Genomic DNA, 17,674 nt, shown 5'->3' with positions numbered 1-17,674 from the left:
TCAGTCTACTGGGCGGCCTCGGTCATGCTCTCGCAGATGACGCCAGACGGTCCTTCACCGTCGAGGCGTAGACATCCTCGTATTCCTGCTGCCCGAGCCGCTCGAGCGCGACCATGATCTCGTCGACCACCGATCGCAGGATGTAGCGGTCGTTCTCCATGCCGGCGAAACGCGAGAAGTCCAGCGGCTCGCCGATCACGACCCCGATCCGCACGATGCGGGGTAGGCGCCGGCCGATCGGCATCATGGTGTCGGTGTCGACCATGATCACCGGCACGATCGGCACCTTGGCCTCCAGCGCCATCCGGGCGATGCCGGTGCGCCCGCGGTACAGCTTGCCGTCGGGCTGCGCGTTCCCTCGGGGTAGATCCCCAGCAGTTCCCCGCGGCCGAGCACCTGCAGCCCGGTGTTCAGCGAGGCCTCCGACGCCCGGCCGCCGGAGCGGTCGATCGGCAGCTGGCCGGTGCCCTTCATGAACACCCGGGTCGCCCAGCCGCGCAGGCCGCGGCCGGTGAAGTAGTCGCTCTTGGCCAGGAACGCGACGGGTCGGTCGACCATCAGAGGAAGGAAGACCGAGTCCGCGAACGAGAGGTGGTTGCTGGCGAGGATCGCCGCCCCGGAGGCCGGCACGTTGCGACGCCCCACGATCCAGGGCCGGAAGACGGCTTTGACCACCGGTCCGATGAACACGTACTTCATCAGCCAGTAGAACATGTCGCATCCCCTCCCCCGTGCACCGCTGCAGTCTATCGGCGGGGGCCGGCGGCGGTGCGGACCGGCGAGGCTGACCCCCGAGGCGGCCCGGATAGACTCGAAGCTCAGCAACCCGAACGGTACCGAAGGAGATGCCGAACATGGTCCCCGTCGAGTTTGACATACCCGCGCTCGTCCCTGCCGACCCGCAGGCCAACATCGCCGACCTGCTCGAAGAGCGGGTCAAGGCCACGCCCGACCTCGCACTGTTCGCGGTCCCCGACGGCGACGGGTGGCGGGATGTCTCGGCCACGCAGTTCCGCGCCGAGGTCATCGCCCTCGCCAAGGGACTGGTCGCGGCCGGCATCGAGCCCGGCGACAAGGTGGGCTTCATCGCCCGGACCACCTACGAGTGGACCCTCGTCGACTTCGCGCTGTTCTACGTCGGCGCGGTGATGGTGCCGATCTACGAGACCAGCTCGGCGGGGCAGATCCAGTGGAATCTGTCCGACTCCGGCGCCATCGCGTGCATCACCGAGCTCCCGGAGCACTCCGAGCGGCTCGCGGAGGCGCGCGGCGATCTCCCGCTGATCCGCAGCGCCTGGCAGATGCACGACGGCGCCCTGGACGCGCTGCGGGCGCAGGGCACCGACATCCCGGATGCCGAGATCGAGCGCCGCCGGCAGCTGGCCGACGGCGACGACATCGCCACGCTGATCTACACCGCCGGGACGACCGGCCGCCCCAAGGGGTGCGTGCTCACGCACAGCAACTTCGTCGAGCTGGCGCGCAACTCCGCGCGGTCGCTGCACGAGGTGGTCGAGACCCCCGGCGCGTCCACCCTGCTGTTCATCACGACCGCGCACGTGTTCGCCCGGTTCATCTCGATCCTGGACGTGCACGCGGGGGTGAAGACGGGGCACCAGCCCGACACGAAGGCGCTGCCGGCGCTCGGCTCGTTCAAGCCGACGTTCCTGCTGGCGGTGCCGCGGGTGTTCGAGAAGGTCTACAACTCCGCGGAGCAGAAGGCCGAGTCGGGTGGGAAGGGCAAGATCTTCCGCACCGCCGCGCGCACGGCGATCGAGCACTCGCGGCATGTGCAGGACGGCACGAAGGTCCCGTTCCTGCTCGGGCTGAAGTTCAAGATGTTCGACCGGCTCGTGTACAGCACGCTGCGCACGGCCATGGGCGGCAACGTCGTCTACGCGATCTCGGGATCGGCGCCGCTCGGCGACCGGCTCGGCCACTTCTTCGCGAGCCTGGGCATCACCGTGCTCGAGGGGTACGGCCTGACCGAGACGACCGCCCCGGCCACCGTGAACCAGCCGTTGAAGACCAAGATCGGCACGGTCGGACCGGCGCTGCCCGGAGTGGGCGTGCGCATCGCCGACGACGGCGAGATCCAGGTGCGCGGCATCAACGTGTTCAAGGAGTACTGGCACAATCCCGAGGCGACCGCCGCCGCGTTCGAGGGCGACTGGTTCCGCACCGGCGACATCGGCGCGTTCGACGCGGACGGGTTCCTCACGATCACCGGGCGGAAGAAGGAGATCATCGTCACCGCGGGCGGCAAGAACGTCGCCCCGGCGTCGCTGGAGGATCCCATCCGGGCCAATCCGGTCGTCGGGCAGGTCGTGGTGGTGGGAGAGCAGCGCCCGTTCATCGCGGCGCTGATCACGCTGGACTCCGAGATGCTCCCGACCTGGCTCGGCAACAACGGCCTGTCTGCGGACATGTCGCTGGCGGATGCCGCGGCCCACCCGCAGGTGCGTGCCGAGGTGCAGCGGGCCATCGACGAGGCGAACAAGACCGTGTCGCGGGCGGAGTCCATCCGCAAGTTCACGATCCTGCCGACCGAGTGGACCGAGGCCAGCGGCCATCTCACCCCGAAGCTGAGCATCAAGCGGAACGTGATCATGGCGGACTTCGCCGCCGACGTGGACGAGATCTACAACGTCCCCGTCGCGACCACCAACACCTCCCTCAAGTAACGCGAAATCGTACGATTTGGCCGAGTGCACATCAAACTTGGCCGGGTTTGATGTGCAGTCGCGGGTTTGATGTGCAGTCGCGTGGCGGGGCGCTCTCCCGGGTGGGGGGCGCGTGCGCGGTGCGGGCGCGGCGCGGCGATGCGGGCGCGACGCGTGCGCGGGCGCGGCGCGGCGGGGCGGGTCGGGCTCCAGCACGTCGGCCGCGCACCGGTTGCGCCACGCCGCGCGGCCCGCGTGCCGCCCCGAGTACTACCGGAAGATCGGGCCCGGGTCGGGCGACGGCCGGCACTGAGGTGGCTGGATGCCGTAGACGGCGAGCCTGCGCCGGAACTCCCCGGTCGTCACGATGTGCTCGTCGCCCACGCGCACCACGCGGCGGTCGGTCTGCGCGCGGATCCAGTCCTCACGCTTCTTCTCGTCCAGCAGCACCTCTTCCAGCGGTGCTCCGTCGCGCATCGCCTCGTCGAGGTACTTCGTCTTCCCGTCGAACTCGAGCCACCATTCGTCCGTGGCGAGGTCGATGTACAGCATGGTCCCGTTCGGTCCCGCCACAGCGACCTGCAGCCCGGTGATGACGAAGCCCAGCTGTGACATCCGCAGTCGGGTCACGCTCTCCCCGGCAGGCCTGCGCCCGGCCGTCCGCGAAGGCGATGACCCATCGTGCCCGACGCGCCCCGCGTGCCCGCGGCATCCGGTCGAGGATCCCGTGCATCGCCAGACGCAGCTCCTCTGCAGCATCCTCGTCATAGTCCCATGGTCCCTCCCCCGCGGCGACCGAGCGCAAGCGCAGCATCCGCGGCCGCCACGGCGACCTCGGTCGAGCAGGTCCGCGCGACGTCCACCACCGTCCGCGCGAGGGAAGTGCAGCGGATGCCGTCGACCTCGACGATCTCGGAGGCCTCGAGCGGACCGAAGTGGCGCACGACGTCGCGGGTGCTGGAGACGCGCACGCCTTTCTCGCAGATGACGTGGACGCGGTCGGGCAGGTAGTGGAACAGCGGGAGCCCATGCGCGACGGCCGCCGACTCGTTCGCGATGATCGGGCCGGGATCGCCGGCATCCGCGACCACGGCGGCCACGTGCGCGAGATGCGCTGCTCCCAGAACAGCGACTCCCACAGCTCGAACGCCATGTACCAGCCGTGGTGCAGGCGCCGCACGACTTTATCGCGAACGGCGGCGCGGATGCCGTCGTCCGTCCATCCCTCGGCGATCAGCGTCGCGCGGGAGAACACCGAGGAGTGGATGGTGGTCGGATCCTGGGCGGTGCGCATGGCTTCGATGATGGCCTGGCCCACGGGCCTCCGGGCATGCCGCCAGTGAATCCGTGGACAACGGGCGCGGATGCCGTGTCTGGGGAGGAAGCGGCGTCCGGTCTCCGATGCCGACCCCGTCGCCGGCCAGGCCCGCTTCCAACCACATCAATTCGCCCACTGCACATCAAACTCGGCCAGGTTTCATGTGCACTCGGCCAGATCGTACGATTTCGCGCAGAAGAGGCGGGGCAGAGGAGCGGGTCAGAACCAGGGGGACTCGCGGATCTCGCGCATCGCCTGGCGGCGGGCGGCGGGCTCGAGCCGGTGGATGTAGAGCGTCCCGTCCAGGTGGTCCGTCTCGTGCTGGAGCGCCTGGGCGAGCACCCCGTCCCCGCTCACGGTGATCGGCTCGCCGTCGACGTCGACCCCGGTGACCGTCGCATGCGGGTAGCGCGAGCACCTCGTGCCACAGGCCGGGCACCGAGAGACATCCTTCGCCCATCCGCTCGGGCTCACCCGACACCTCGGTGAGCACCGGATTGAGCACGTAGCCGATTTCGCCGTCCACGTTGTAGCTGAACGCCCGCAGGCCGACCCCGATCTGCGGGGCCGCCACGCCGGCCCGCCCCGGAAGCTCGACCGTGTCGACGAGGTCGCGCACGAGGGCATGGATGCCGTCGTCGATGTCGCCGATCGGCTCGCTCGTGCTGCGCAGAACGGGGTCGCCGAAGAGGCGGATCTGTCGGACCGTCATCGGCTAGGCGGCCGCGGCCAGCGAGCGCAGGCCCTCGACGACCGTCACCGCGAGCTCGCGGGCGGCCTCCCGGGTGGCCGGCTGCAGGTCGCGGAAGCTGATGGCGCTGCCGGTCGCGATGAGCGGGTCGTACGGCATCCGCACCACCGTGCGCACGCGCGTGCTGAAGTGCGCCTGCAGCTCGTCCTCGCTGACCAGCGGTGTGCCCGGCCGGGAGTTGTTCAGCACGACGACGGCGCTCCGCGTGAGGTCCGCGTACCCGTTGGCCTCGAGCCACGTCAGGGTCTCGGACGCCAGACGCGCCTCGTCGATGCTGAGTCCGGACACGATCACCAGCTGATCGGCGAGTCCCAGCGTGGCCCCCATCACCGAGTGGACGATGCCGGTCCCGGTGTCGGTGAGCACGATCGAGTAGTAGTGCGCGGCGAGCGCCGCGACATCCTCGTAGTCCTCGTCGCTGAACGCCTCCGAGACATTCGGGTCGGCATCGGACGCGAGCACGTCCAGCCGCGTCTCGTCGCGCGCCACCACGGTGGACACGTCGTTGTAGCCGTTGACGGCGCCCTTCATGCGCACCAGATCACGCACGGTCTTGCCGCTCGGCCGGGCGATCCGCTCGGCGAGGGTGCCCCGGTCCGGGTTCGCGTCGATCGCGATCACCCGGTCGTCGCGCGCGTCGGCCAGTGCCATGCCGAGCAGGGTCGTGATCGTCGTCTTGCCCACGCCGCCCTTGCGGGACAGCACCGGCACGAACCGGGCGCCGCCGTTGAGCGGCGCCGCGATGCGCCGGGTCAGCTCCTTGCGCGCCCGCGCCCGCTTGCCGTCGCCGAGGTTGATCCGGCCGCCGGAGAGGGAGTAGACGAAGTGCCTGCCACGTGCCCTCGGGCTCGCCGCCGGCGGTCCCGTGCTCGAGCAGGCGATCCGCGGTGAGCAGGTCGGAGGTCTCCTTGCCGACCTCGAACTGGTCGAGCCGCTTCGAGGTCAGCGTCTGCTCGAACCGGGGCGGGTGCACGCGCTCCACCTCATGCGTGCGGGCGCGTTCGTGGGCGCGCCCGGAGCGGGTCTCGTCCATGGATGCCTCCTCTGCGGCGGTCGCGAACCGGTCGCCGGTGACCTTCGCACTGGACCCAGTCTGCTCTGCTTCGACCGGATCCGCATCGACGACCTGCTCCGAGGCGTCCGACGCGGAGCCGACCGTGTGCAGTCGGGTGGCGGGCGGGATGTCGCTGTCGGCGGATCCGTCGGCCGCGGCCGCCGCATCCTGGGCGGCGGCGGGGTCGGCGTCGGCGTCTTCGGCGAGCGGGCCGGCCGCGGCATCCGCGCCGGCGTCCTCGTCCTCGTCCTCGGCGTCGTCATCGGCAGCGTCGTCATCAGCGAGGTCGTCATCGGCGACGCCGTCATCAGCGACATCGCCCGTCGCGGCATCCGGCACGACATCGTCCTCGAGGGTCTCGGCGTCGTCGTCCTCGATGACCTCGGCCTCGACGATCTCCGCCTCGAATCCGTCGTCGACCGGCTGGTCGTCCGGCGCGTCGCCGGCGGATGCCTCGGCCTCTGGCGCGTCGTCGACGGCGGCGCCGTCGTAGGCCGCACCGTCGTCGTCGGCGCCGTCGACGGCGCCGAAGTCGACCTCGTCGTCCACGACATCGTCGTCGAGCAGGTCGTCATCGGCGGTCACCGGCAGCGACACGCTCACCTGTGCGGTGGCGCCGCCGAGGATGCCCAGCACCGCGGTGTCGGAGCTGGCGGCGTCGGACAGCACGCCCCGATCCTCGGTGGGATCGGGCGTGGAATCAGGGTGATCAGGCGTCAAGGCAGAACTCTCCAGAACGGGCGGGCCGGGCGAACCCGCCCTTCAGGTTACTGCCGAGGGTGGATGACGACCAAAAGGTCGCCCGCCTCCACCTGTGCCGTCCCGGTCACCACGAGCCGCTCCACGACGCCGCCGACGGGCGCGGTGATGGCCGCTTCCATCTTCATCGCCTCGATCGAGGCGACCGGCTGACCGGCTTCGACCTCGTCCCCTTCGGCCGCCTTCATGGTGACCGCACCGGAGAACGGGGCCGCGACCTGCCCGGGCCGGGAGGTGTCGGCGCGCTCGGCCTGGCGGGCCTCGACCTCGACGCTGCGATCGCGGACGAACACCGGGCGCAGCTGCCCGTTCAGCGTGGTCATCACCGAGCGCATGCCCTTGTCGTCGGCCTCGCCGATGGCCTCCAGACCGACGAACAGCTGCACGCCGCGCTCGAGCTCGACCACGTGCTCGGTGCCCGGGGTCAGACCGTACAGATAGTCCGCCGTGTCGAGCACGCTGAGGTCGCCGTACTGCTCGCGGCTGTCTCGGAACGCCCGGGTCGGGGCCGGGAACAGCAGCTCGTTGAGCATGCGCCGACGCTCACCGGATTCGCCGTTCAACGACGCCTCCTGCGCGGCGTCGATCGGGGTGAACCCGATCTTGACGTCACGGCCGGCCAGCACCTTGCTGCGGAACGGCTCGGGCCACCCGCCCGGCAGATCGCCGAGCTCGCCGGCCATGAACGAGACCACCGAGTCGGGCACGTCGAAGCGCTCCGGGTGCTCCTCGAACTCGGCCGGGTCGGCCTTGACGGCCGCCAGGTGCAGGGCCAGGTCGCCCACCACCTTCGAGGACGGGGTGACCTTGGGCACGCGGCCGAGGATGTCGTTCGCGGCCGCGTACATGTCCTCGATCAGCTCGAAGTCGTCGGACAGCCCCAGCGCGATGGCCTGCTGGCGCAGGTTCGACAGCTGCCCGCCCGGGATCTCGTGGTGGTAGACGCGGCCGGTGGGGCCGGGCAACCCGGACTCGAACGGGTGGTACAGGTGGCGCATCGCCTCCCAGTACGGCTCGAGGTCCGAGACCGCATCCAGCGACAGGCCGGTGTCGCGCTCGGTGTGCGCGAGGGCGGCGACCAGCGCCGACAGGGAGGGCTGACTTGTGGTGCCCGACATCGGGGCGGCCGCGGCATCCACCGCGTCCGCACCGGCGGCACTGGCCGCCATCAGGGTGGCCAGCTGCCCACCGGCCGTGTCGTGCGTGTGCACGTGCACCGGCAGGTCGAACCGCTCGCGCAGCGCGGCGACCAGCGTGGCGGCCGCGGACGGGCGCAGGAGCCCCGCCATGTCCTTGATCGCGAGGATGTGCGCGCCGGCCTCGACGATCTGGTCGGACAGGCGCAGGTAGTAGTCCAGCGTGTACAGGTCCTCGGCCGGGTTCAGCAGGTCTCCGGTGTAGCAGACTGCGACCTCGGCGACCGCCGTCCCGGTCGCGAGCACGGCGTCGATGGCCGGCCGCATCTGCGAGACGTCGTTGAGGGCGTCGAAGATGCGGAAGATGTCGATGCCGGATGCCGCGGCCTCACGTACGAACGCGTCGGTGACCTCGGTCGGGTACGGCGTGTAGCCGACCGTGTTGCGCCCGCGCAGCGCATCTGGATGGCGAGGTTCGGCATGGCCTCGCGCAGCTTGTCCAGCCGCTCCCACGGGTCTTCGCCGAGGAAGCGGAGGGCGACGTCGTACGTCGCCCCGCCCCACGCCTCGACCGACAGGCAAGCCGGGTGAGCCGGGCCACATACGGCGCGACCGCCACCAGGTCCTTGGTGCGCACCCGGGTGGCCAGCAGCGACTGGTGCGCGTCGCGGAAGGTGGTCTCGGTGACGGCCAGCTCGGTGCGCCCGCGCAGGTCGGCGGCGAAGCCGGCGGGACCCAGGGTGAGCGACCGCTGACGCGACCCGTCCGGCGCGGGCACGGTCAGGTCGACGTGCGGCAGCTTGACGGCCGGCTCCATGCTCAGCGGGTTCACGCCGTTGGGCTTGTTGACCGTGGCGTCCACGAGCCAGTTCAGGATCTTGGTGCCGCGGTCTTTGGACACCCGGCCGCGAAGCAGCTCGGGACGCTCCTCGATGAACAGCGTCGAGACGTCGCCGGCCAGGAACTCGGGGTCGTCGAACACCGCCTGCAGGAACGGGATGTTGGTGGCTACGCCCCGGATGCGGAACTCGGCGAGGGCGCGGCGGGCGCGGACGACCGCCTGCCGGAAGTCGCTGCCCCGGCAGATGAGCTTGGCCAGCATCGAGTCGAAGTGCGGGCTGATCTGCGAGCCGGCCGCGGTGGTCCCGCCGTCCAGGCGGATGCCGGCGCCGCCCGGCGACCGGTAGGTGGTGATCTTGCCGGTGTCCGGCCGGAAGCCCTGGGACGGGTCCTCGGTCGTGATCCGGCACTGCACCGCCGAGCCGCGCAGGTGGATGTCCTCCTGACGCAAGCCCGAGCTGGTCGAGCGTCTCGCCCGAGGCGATCCGCATCTGCGACTGCACCAGGTCGACGTCGGTGACCTCTTCGGTGACGGTGTGCTCGACCTGGATGCGCGGGTTCATCTCGATGAAGACGACCTCGCCGGCGCGTTCCCCCGCCGTCTCGAGCAGGAACTCGACCGTGCCGGCGTTCTGGTAGCCGATCGACCGGGCGAACGCGACCGCGTGCCGGTGCAGCTCCTGTCGGATGCCGTCGTCGAGGTTGGGGGCCGGCGCGATCTCGACCACCTTCTGGTGGCGGCGCTGCATGGAGCAGTCCCGCTCGAACAGGTGCACGGTGCTGCCCTGAAGGTCGGCCAGCACCTGCACCTCGATGTGCCGGGGGCGGATGACCGCCTGCTCGAGGAACATCCGGGCGTCGCCGAACGCGCTGCCGGCCTCGCGCATGGCCTCGGCCAGAGCCGGTGCGAGCTCGCCCTTCTCTTCGACCCGCCGCATCCCGCGCCCGCCGCCGCCGGCGACCGCCTTGGCGAACAGCGGGAACCCGATCTCGTCGGCCTGCGCGAGCAGCGCGTCCACGTCGTCGGATGCCTCGGTGGAGCGCAGCACCGGAACACCGGCGTCGATCGCGTGATGCTTGGCGGCCACCTTGTTGCCGGCCATCTCGAGCACCGACGCGTCGGGACCGATGAACGTGATCCCGTTCGCGGCGGCCTTCTCGGCCAGTTCGGGGTTCTCGGAGAGGAATCCGTACCCCGGATAGATGGCGTCGGCGCCGGACTCCCGCGCCACGCGGATGATCTCGTCGACGTCGAGGTAGGCCCGCACCGGATGTCCCGGCTCGCCGATCTGGTACGCCTCGTCGGCCTTCAGCCGGTGCAGCGAATGGCGATCCTCGTACGGATACACCGCGACCGTGCGCGCTCCGAGCTCATACGCCGCGCGGAACGCGCGGATCGCGATCTCACCGCGGTTGGCGACCAGGATCTTTCGGAACATGCGACCCCCAATGGGAGGCGATCGCCCGAGGCGCAGGCGACCGACCGACGTGGCTGAGTGTGTTCTCAGCCTAGAGGACGGTAACGTAGAGCCTTGTGCACGTCCTCTCCGTCAGCTCACTCAAGGGCGGCGTCGGCAAGACGACCGTGACGCTCGGCCTTGCCTCCGCCGCTTTCGCGCGTGGCGTGAAGACCCTCGTCGTCGATCTCGACCCGCAGTCCGACGTGTCCACGGGCATGGACATCCAAGTCGCGGGGCGGTTGAACATCGCCGACGTCCTGGCCAATCCCAAGGAGAAGGTGGTCCGTCAGGCGATCACCTCCAGCGGCTGGGCCAAGGTGCACCCCGGCATCATCGACGTGATGATCGGCAGCCCGTCGGCCATCAACTTCGACGGTCCGCACCCGAGCGTGCGCGACGTCTGGAAGCTCGAAGAGGCGCTGGCCGCGGTCGAGGCCGATTACGACCTCGTGCTCGTGGACTGCGCGCCCTCGCTGAACGCGCTGACCCGCACCGCCTGGGCCGCCAGCGACCGGGTGATCGTGGTCACCGAGCCGGGACTGTTCTCGGTCGCCGCCGCCGATCGCGCGCTGCGCGCGATCGAGGAGATCCGCCGCGGCCTGAGTCCGCGACTGCAAGCCGCTGGGGATCGTCGTGAACCGGGTGCGCCCGCAGTCGATCGAGCACCAGTTCCGGATCAAGGAGCTGCGCGACATGTTCGGCCCGCTGGTGCTCTCCCGCAGCTGCCCGAGCGGACCTCGCTCGAGCAGGCGCAGGGTGCGGCCAAGCCTCTGCACATCTGGCCGGGCGACTCCGCACAGGAGCTGGCGGCCGACTTCGACGCCCTGTTGGACCGGGTGATGCGCACCGGGCGCATCCCGATCCCGGGCGAAGTGACGGCGTCCTCCGCCACCTGAGCCGGTCGCGGCATCCGCCGTCACACGGTCGGGATTCCGGCATCCCCACCGATCCGCGCCAGCGGGTCAGGCCGTGCGCTTGGCGCGATGCGCCGCCAGCTCGTCGACCGGGTCGGGACGCTGCGGGTCGAAGTCCAGCAGCGTCGACTCGACCTCGGTGAGCACCTTGCCCACCGCGATGCCGAACACGCCCTGGCCGCGGCTGACGAGGTCGATGACCTCGTCGTTCGACGTGCACAGGTAGACCGAGGCGCCGTCGCTCATCAGGGTGGTGCCGGCGAGGTCGCGGATGCCGGCGACCCGCAGTTGCTCGACGGCGGTGCGGATCTGCTCGAGCGAGATCCCGGTGTCCAGCAGCCGCTTGACGAGCTTGAGGACCAGGATGTCGCGGAAGCCGTAGAGCCGCTGCGATCCGGAGCCGCTGGCCCCGCGCACGGTGGGCTCGACGAGCTCGGTGCGCGCCCAGTAGTCCAGCTGGCGGTAGGTGATGCCGGCCGCGCGGGCGGCGACGGCGCCGCGGTAGCCGACCTCGTCGTCCATGGCCGGAAGGCCGTCGGTGAAGAGGAGGTCCACAGCGAACCGCTCGCCTGCCGAATCGTCGTCGGTCATCGACATCCCCCTTCGCCGGAGTCCAATGGCGTTCCCTCCACGGTACGGGAGCAACCCCCCTCCGGCAATGACATCCGCGCGCAGGGTCGCGGCGTGTCGCCCGCGGCCCTCACCGGACGAGCCGCTCGAGCGCGGCGCGCACGAAGTGTCCGCGCACGTCGCCGATGCGGGCGGCGATCTCGGGGGCCAGCTCGCCGGCACGGCCGCGTGACGCGGCATCCGTCCGCCGCAGCGGCGCCAGCGCGGACTCGATCAGCGCCACCTCGCGCTCGGCGGACTGTCGCAGCGTGCGCATGTGCCGCGGTTCGATGCCGTGCCGCTCCAGCGCGACCAGCGCCCGCAGCACCCCGAGCGTCTGCTCGCTGTAGCTGTCGGCGGCGATGATCACCCCGGTGCTGATGGCGTCGTTCAGCAGCTGCCGGGCCGGCGCCGGCCGCGGCCAGCAGCTCGGCCCGGCGGTACCGGCGGGGAGCGGGGGTGATCGACGGGGGCACGGCGGCCGGAGGCGACGGATCGCGGCCGGCGTCGACATCCTCGATGTAGTCGCGGATGCGGGCCAGCGGCAGATAGTGGTCGCGTTGCAGGGTGAGGGCCAGGCGCAAGCCGTTCGACATCCTCGGGGGTGAATTTGCGGTAGCCGGACTCGGTCCGCAGCGGGGTGACGATGCCCTGCATCTCGAGGAAGCGCAGCTTGCTGGCCGTCAGCGCGGGGAATTCCGGGCTGAGCCGCGCGAGGACCTGACCGATGCTCAGGACTCCCCCGTTCGCGCGTGCGCGGCGGGGGGCGGGGGCGGCGGGCATCAGCTGTCCGCGGACCCGGCGAGGTCGGCCGGCGACACGAAGAAGTTCAGCCGGAACTTTCCGATGCGCACCTCGGCGCCGTTGACCAGCTCGGAGCGGTCGACCCGCTCGCCGTTCACATAGGTGCCGTTGAGCGATCGCTGGTCTACGATCTCGAATCGCCTGCGCTCGCGGGTGATCTCGGCATGGCGGCGCGAGACGGTGACGTCGTCGAAGAAGATGTCGGCTTCGGGATGCCGGCCCACGGTCATCACGTCGTTGTCGAGCAGGTAGCGTGCACCGGCGGTCGGACCCGACCGCACGATCAGCAGCGCAGAACCCGCCGGCAGCGCCTCGATCGCGTCGAGTTCGGCGCTGCTCAGATCGCTGCCGAACGGCACGAACGAAAGGTCGGAATCGTGACCGAAGGTCTGCGTCGAGTCGCTGGAGACGGGGCGGCCGTGCGCGGCGCCGTCGCGCCGGATGTCGCCCGCTCCGGGTCGGCGGTTGTCGTCCACGGTCGTCCTCCCTTTCCCCCAGACTAACCGATACGGCACTGCCTGTGAGAGCGAAAGCACCGGGTTCGACACTATTGAACCGGATGGGTCCGTGTCCACTCGGCGAACCCGGGTCCGCACCCCCGGGCAGACCCGGTCATAGAGGCGGCGGGTAGGCTCACGGCCGTGAGAATCCGTACCGCTGCCGCCGCCCTCGCGCTGGCCGCCGTCGCCGTACTCGGCGTCGCCGGACCGGCATCCGCCCACGATCAGCTGCTGTCCACCACGCCCGCGGACGGATCCTCGGTCGATGCCCTGCCGGCGGAGGTGACGCTGACCTTCAACGACACCGTGACGGATGCCGGGGGTGAGGCGAATCAGGTGCGGGTCCTGGACGCCTCCTGCCAGGTCCTGGACGACGGGGCGCTCAGCATCCAGGACAACGTCGTCTCGCAGGCCATCAGCGGGTCGGCCACCGGCCCGGTGCACGTGCTGTGGCGGGTGGTCTCCCGCGACGGACACCCGGTCTCCGGCGAGTTCACCTTCACGGTCGCCGGGGGCGAGGCATCCGCACCCCAGCCCTCCCGCACGTGCGACACCGCGGCATCCGCCGCCCCCGCGCCGACCGCCGGTCAGGGCGTGACGCCGCTGCCCTGGATCATCGGCGGAATCGTCGTGGTGATCGTGATCGCCGGAGTCGCCTATCTGCTGGTGACCCGCTCGCGCCGCACCGACGACCATTAGGCTGGGGACCATGCCACATTTCGACGTCGTCATCCTCGGCGCCGGCCCCGGCGGTTATGTCGCGGCCGTTCGCAGTGCCCAACTCGGGCTTTCCGTCGCAGTCATCGAAGAGAAGTACTGGGGCGGTGTGTGTCTGAACGTCGGATGCATCCCCTCCAAGGCGCTGCTGAAGAACGCAGACCTCGCCCACCAGGTGCTGCACAAGGCCGACCTGTTCGGCATCTCCGGCGACGTGCACTTCGACTTCGGGGTCGCGTGGGATCGCAGCCGCAAGGTCGCCGATACCCATGTCAAGGGCATCCACTTCCTGATGAAGAAGAACAAGATCACCGAGTTCGAGGGGCGGGGCTCGTTCACCGGCTCGAACGCCATCACGGTGACCAAGGCCGACGGCTCCACCGAGGAGGTCACGTTCGACAACGCGATCATCTCGACCGGCTCGAAGGTGCGCAGCCTGCCCGGCGTCGAGATCGGCGGCAACATCGTCACGTACGAGGAGCAGATCCTCACCCGCGACCTGCCCGGCTCGATCGTCATCGTCGGCGCCGGTGCGATCGGCATGGAATTCGCCTTCGTGCTGCGCAACTACGGCGTGGAGGTCACGATCATCGAGTTCCTCGATCGCGCCCTGCCCAACGAGGACGCCGAGGTCTCGAAGGAGATCGCCAAGCAGTACAAGGGCTACGGCATCGACATCCTCACCTCGACGAAGGTCGAGAAGGTGGAGGACGCCGGCGACAAGGTCACCGTCAGCTACACCGCCAAGGACGGATCGACCGGATCGCTCGAGGCCGACAAGGTGCTCATGTCGGTCGGGTTCGCCGCGAACGTCGAGGGCTTCGGGCTGGACAAGACCGGGGTGAAGCTCACCGAGCGCGGCGCCATCGACATCGACGACCACATGCGCACGAACGTGCCGCACATCTACGCGATCGGCGATGTCACCGCCAAGCTCGAGCTCGCGCACGTGGCCGAGGCGCAGGGCGTCGTGGCCGCCGAGACGATCGGCAAGGCCGAGACCATGACGCTGGGCGACTACCGGATGATGCCGCGCGCGACGTTCTGCAGCCCGCAGGTCGCGTCGTTCGGCCTCACCGAGCAGCAGGCGCGGGATGCGGGCTACGACGTCAAGGTCGCGAAGTTCCCGTTCTCGGCGAACGGCAAGGCGAACGGCCTGGGCGAACCGGTCGGGTTCGTGAAGCTGATCGCCGACGGCGAGCACCTCGAGCTGCTCGGCGGGCACCTGATCGGCCCGGACGTGTCGGAGCTTCTGCCCGAGCTGACCCTCGCGCAGAAGTGGGATCTGACCGCGCTCGAGGCAGCCCGCAACGTGCACACCCACCCGACGCTGTCGGAGGCGCTGCAGGAGGGCTTCCACGGCCTGGTCGGGCACATGATCAACCTCTAGACTGAAGGCCAGTCTCCCGGTTTCCGGGAACTCGTGACGCCGCCCTGGATCGAAGCCGAGGGCGGCGTCACTGCTTCCCCCTCCCTGCTTCCCCGTCCTGCTTCCCCGTCCTGCTCTCTCGCCCTGCTTCCCCGTCGTGCTTCCCCGTCGTGCTTCCCCGTCCTGCTTCCCCGTCGGGATCGTACGATCTGGCCGAGTGCACATGAAACTTGGCCGAAATTGATGTGCACTCGGCCAGATCGTACGATTTCGAGGAAGAAGAGGCGGGCGGGCCGGGGCGGGCCTGGGCAGGCGGGCGGGTCAGGCTCCGAGGGCGCGGGCGAGCTTCGAATCGGATGCCGCGGGGCGGCCGCCGGCGCGAGCCACGAGTGCGTCCACCGCGCTGAAGAATGCGTCGACATCGGCCGGGGCCGCCGGGCCGAGCTCGACCTCCCACTCGCGCCACGACGACTCGGTGCCGGCACGCTCGTCGCGGGCGCTGACCTGGTCGTCCACGACCTCGGCCACCAGCGCACCCTCGGCATCCCGCAGCGTGTAGGCCGTGCGCCGGTTGCGGATGCGCGCGAGCGGCTGGAACGGGCCGGCCGACCACTCCGCGAGGATCGCCGCGACCTCGGCGGGGACGCCTTCCTCGGCATCCGCCCCCAGGGGCCAGTGCCATTCATGCCGGCCCTCGGCCGCCGACGCCTTCACGTGCCAGCCGGCGTCCGGCCCGCCCTCACGCCGGCGCACCGCGATCCGCTGCCGGGCGAGCGTGCGTTCGGCCGTGTCCAGGTAGCGCGCGTCGAGCGCGCGGTGCTCGGGCTCGTCCACCCGCGCCACGTCGGGCAAGCGTCCAGTCCGGCAGCGCCGTACCCTCGTCGACGTCGTACTTGCGCTCGATCTCGAGGGAGTGCGTCGGCCGGGTCATTCGTCGCGCTGGTCGGGATCCGGATCGATGTCGGCCGTCGCCTCGACGTACACGAACGTGGCGGCCGTCGGGCCGTCATGCGCACCGGTGTTCGCGTCGGCGCCGGCGCGCTCGTAGATGAGCTGTCCCTCGCCGTACGGCATGATCAGCGAGTCTGACGCTCCCGGCTCGAGCGGAATGATCTGCCCGTCGAGCGGGCCCCCGGAAAGACGTGCGATGGCCATGCTCACAGCGTAGTGCGCTCGCGGCCGATCGCCGCGTACTTCGCGGCCCGCTCGAGGCGGCGCCCTCAGTGCGTCGGGAAGCCGAGGCTGATCTGGCTCTCGCTCGGCTCGGGCCAGCGGCTGGTGACGACCTTGCGGCGGGTGTAGAAGTTGAACGCCTCGGACCCGTACATGTGCGTGTCGCCGAACAGCGAGTTCTTCCACCCGCCGAACGAGAACGACCCGACCGGCACCGGGATCGGCACGTTGATGCCGACCATGCCCACCTCGATGTCGTACTCGAACTGCCGGGCGGTCTTCCCGTCCCGGGTGAAGACGGCCGTGCCGTTGCCGTACGGGTTCTCGTTGATCATCCGCACCGCCTCGTCGTAGGTGTCCACGCGCAGCACCGACAGCACCGGGCCGAACACCTCCTCGTCGTACACCCGCATCCCGGGCTTCACCTCGTCGACGAGGGATGCCCCGAGGAAAAAGCCCTCGGAGTCGAACTCCTGCTCGCGCCCGTCCACGACGAGGCGCGCGCCCTCCCCCTCGGCGCCGTCCACGAATCCGCGCACGCGGTCGCGGGCCGCCGCGGTGATCAGCGGGCCGATCTCGTTGTCCGGGTCGAAGCCGTCGCCGATGCGCAGGTTCTTCATCCGCTCGGCGACCTTGGCCACCAGGGCGTCGCCCACGCCGCCCACGGCGACCACGGCCGAGATGGCCATGCAGCGCTCGCCGGCCGAGCCGAACCCGGCCGACACGGCCGCGTCGGCCGCGGCATCCAGGTCGGCGTCCGGCATCACCACCATGTGGTTCTTCGCGCCGCCCAGGGCCTGCACGCGCTTTCCGTGCGCGGCGGCCTCGGTGTAGATGTACTTCGCGATCGGGGTCGACCCGACGAACGACACGGCCTTGATGATCGGGTCGGCCAGGATGGCGTCGACCGCCTCTTTATCGCCGTGCACGACGTTCAGCACGCCATCGGGCAGGCCGGCCTCGGCGAACGCGTCGGCGAGCCAGACCGCGGCCGACGGGTCGCGCTCACTGGGCTTGAGGATGACGGCGTTGCCGGCCGCGATCGCGGTCGGCACCATCCACAACGGCAGCATCGCCGGGAAGTTGAACGGAGTGATGCAGGCGACCACGCCCAGCGGCTGCCGCACCTGGTGCACGTCCAGCCCGGTGGCGATCTGCTCGGAGTACTCGCCCTTCAGCTGGTGCATCAGGCCCGTGCAGAACTCGACGTTCTCCAGCCCGCGGGCCACCTCGCCCATCGCGTCGGGGACCGTCTTGCCGTGCTCGGCGGTGATGATCCGGGCCAGCTCTTCGGCACGGGTCGTGATGATCTCGCGCAGCCGGAACATCAGCTTGCGCACGCTTGACCAGTCCGACATCCCGCCACTTCTTCTGCGCCGCGGCGGCGGTGCGGGCGGCCTCGGCGACCGTCTCGGCCGACGCGAGACCGACCTCGCCGATCGGCGCGCCCAGCGACGGGTTGTAGACCGCGCCGCGCCGCGGGCCGGGCTCGACGCGCCTGCCGCCGATGACGTGCGGGATCTGAGTGAGGGTGGGGGTGTCGATGGTGGTGCTCATGATGTTCCTTCGTGGGGATGCCGGGGTTCGGGATGCTGGGGTTCGGGATG

The 17,674-nt window shown here is 70.3% G+C and carries 11 protein-coding genes and 6 pseudogenes; 4 read left to right on the top strand and 13 right to left on the bottom strand.

What is annotated here, in order from left to right:
• Positions 1 to 22: 22 nt before the first annotated feature.
• Positions 23 to 714, bottom strand: a pseudogene (locus tag L2X98_RS17630) (lysophospholipid acyltransferase family protein).
• 140 nt (positions 715 to 854) lie between these two features.
• Between L2X98_RS17630 and L2X98_RS17625 the strand changes: the two are divergent.
• The gene (locus L2X98_RS17625; protein WP_259613378.1) at positions 855 to 2,684 is read left to right on the top strand and encodes an AMP-dependent synthetase/ligase; all 1,830 of its coding nucleotides are present in this window, start codon (positions 855 to 857) and stop codon (positions 2,682 to 2,684) included.
• A gap of 249 nt (positions 2,685 to 2,933) precedes the next feature.
• On the opposite strand, the gene L2X98_RS17620 is transcribed toward L2X98_RS17625, so the two are convergent.
• The 6 genes and pseudogenes from L2X98_RS17620 to L2X98_RS17595 form a co-directional block, all read right to left on the bottom strand.
• On the bottom strand, positions 2,934 to 3,278 hold the full coding sequence (locus L2X98_RS17620; RefSeq protein ID WP_259611748.1) for a hypothetical protein: 345 nt from the start codon (positions 3,276 to 3,278) through the stop codon (positions 2,934 to 2,936).
• Positions 3,279 to 3,427: 149 nt separating this feature from the next.
• The gene (locus L2X98_RS17615; protein ID WP_259611747.1) at positions 3,428 to 3,763 is read right to left on the bottom strand and encodes a hypothetical protein; all 336 of its coding nucleotides are present in this window, start codon (positions 3,761 to 3,763) and stop codon (positions 3,428 to 3,430) included.
• A gap of 437 nt (positions 3,764 to 4,200) precedes the next feature.
• Positions 4,201 to 4,693, bottom strand: a pseudogene (gene def / locus L2X98_RS17610) (peptide deformylase).
• 3 nt (positions 4,694 to 4,696) lie between these two features.
• Complete coding sequence (locus L2X98_RS17605) at positions 4,697 to 5,383, bottom strand: MinD/ParA family ATP-binding protein (RefSeq protein WP_494337237.1); 687 nt, start codon at positions 5,381 to 5,383, stop codon at positions 4,697 to 4,699.
• Entirely contained in the window at positions 5,274 to 6,455 is a 1,182-nt protein-coding gene (locus tag L2X98_RS17600) for a hypothetical protein (RefSeq protein ID WP_259611746.1), read from the bottom strand. Before L2X98_RS17600 ends, L2X98_RS17605 begins: the two co-directional genes overlap by 110 nt.
• Before the next feature lie 98 nt (positions 6,456 to 6,553).
• Positions 6,554 to 9,960: pseudogene (locus tag L2X98_RS17595) on the bottom strand (pyruvate carboxylase).
• 95 nt (positions 9,961 to 10,055) lie between these two features.
• Between L2X98_RS17595 and L2X98_RS17590 the strand changes: the two are divergent.
• A pseudogene (locus L2X98_RS17590) lies at positions 10,056 to 10,877 on the top strand (ParA family protein).
• Positions 10,878 to 10,943: 66 nt separating this feature from the next.
• Here the strand turns inward: L2X98_RS17590 and L2X98_RS17585 are convergent.
• The 3 genes and pseudogenes from L2X98_RS17585 to L2X98_RS17575 form a co-directional block, all read right to left on the bottom strand.
• Positions 10,944 to 11,486 carry a MerR family transcriptional regulator gene (locus L2X98_RS17585; protein WP_259611745.1) on the bottom strand — a complete coding sequence of 181 codons (543 nt, stop codon included), beginning with the start codon at positions 11,484 to 11,486 and terminating at the stop codon, positions 10,944 to 10,946.
• A 109-nt stretch (positions 11,487 to 11,595) separates the two neighbouring features.
• A pseudogene (gene ftsR, locus L2X98_RS17580) lies at positions 11,596 to 12,287 on the bottom strand (transcriptional regulator FtsR).
• On the bottom strand, positions 12,287 to 12,784 hold the full coding sequence (locus L2X98_RS17575; RefSeq protein WP_259611744.1) for an FHA domain-containing protein: 498 nt from the start codon (positions 12,782 to 12,784) through the stop codon (positions 12,287 to 12,289). Before L2X98_RS17575 ends, ftsR begins: the two are co-directional and overlap by 1 nt.
• A 165-nt stretch (positions 12,785 to 12,949) precedes the next feature.
• On the opposite strand from L2X98_RS17575, the gene L2X98_RS17570 reads away from it, so the two are divergent.
• Both L2X98_RS17570 and lpdA read left to right on the top strand, forming a co-directional pair.
• Entirely contained in the window at positions 12,950 to 13,507 is a 558-nt protein-coding gene (locus L2X98_RS17570; protein WP_259611743.1) for a copper resistance CopC family protein, read from the top strand.
• A gap of 10 nt (positions 13,508 to 13,517) precedes the next feature.
• Positions 13,518 to 14,915, top strand: a complete 1,398-nt coding sequence (gene lpdA / locus L2X98_RS17565; protein WP_259611742.1) for a dihydrolipoyl dehydrogenase — start codon at positions 13,518 to 13,520, stop codon at positions 14,913 to 14,915.
• A gap of 300 nt (positions 14,916 to 15,215) precedes the next feature.
• Here lpdA and L2X98_RS17560 read toward each other — a convergent pair whose 3' ends face one another.
• The 3 genes and pseudogenes from L2X98_RS17560 to L2X98_RS17550 all read right to left on the bottom strand — a co-directional run bounded on the left by L2X98_RS17560 (position 15,216) and on the right by L2X98_RS17550 (position 17,624).
• Positions 15,216 to 15,737 carry a CYTH domain-containing protein gene (locus L2X98_RS17560; RefSeq protein WP_354003082.1) on the bottom strand — a complete coding sequence of 174 codons (522 nt, stop codon included), beginning with the start codon at positions 15,735 to 15,737 and terminating at the stop codon, positions 15,216 to 15,218.
• Between the two features lie 84 nt (positions 15,738 to 15,821).
• Positions 15,822 to 16,049, bottom strand: coding sequence for a response regulator (locus tag L2X98_RS17555; protein WP_259611741.1), 228 nt, complete (start codon positions 16,047 to 16,049; stop codon positions 15,822 to 15,824).
• A 65-nt stretch (positions 16,050 to 16,114) separates the two neighbouring features.
• Positions 16,115 to 17,624 (bottom strand): annotated as a pseudogene (locus L2X98_RS17550) (CoA-acylating methylmalonate-semialdehyde dehydrogenase).
• Positions 17,625 to 17,674 lie beyond the last annotated feature (50 nt).

The sequence above is a fragment of the Microbacterium elymi genome (assembly GCF_021582895.2).
Lineage (GTDB): Bacteria > Actinomycetota > Actinomycetes > Actinomycetales > Microbacteriaceae > Microbacterium > Microbacterium humicola.
This window is presented reverse-complemented; position numbering and strand designations above follow the sequence as displayed.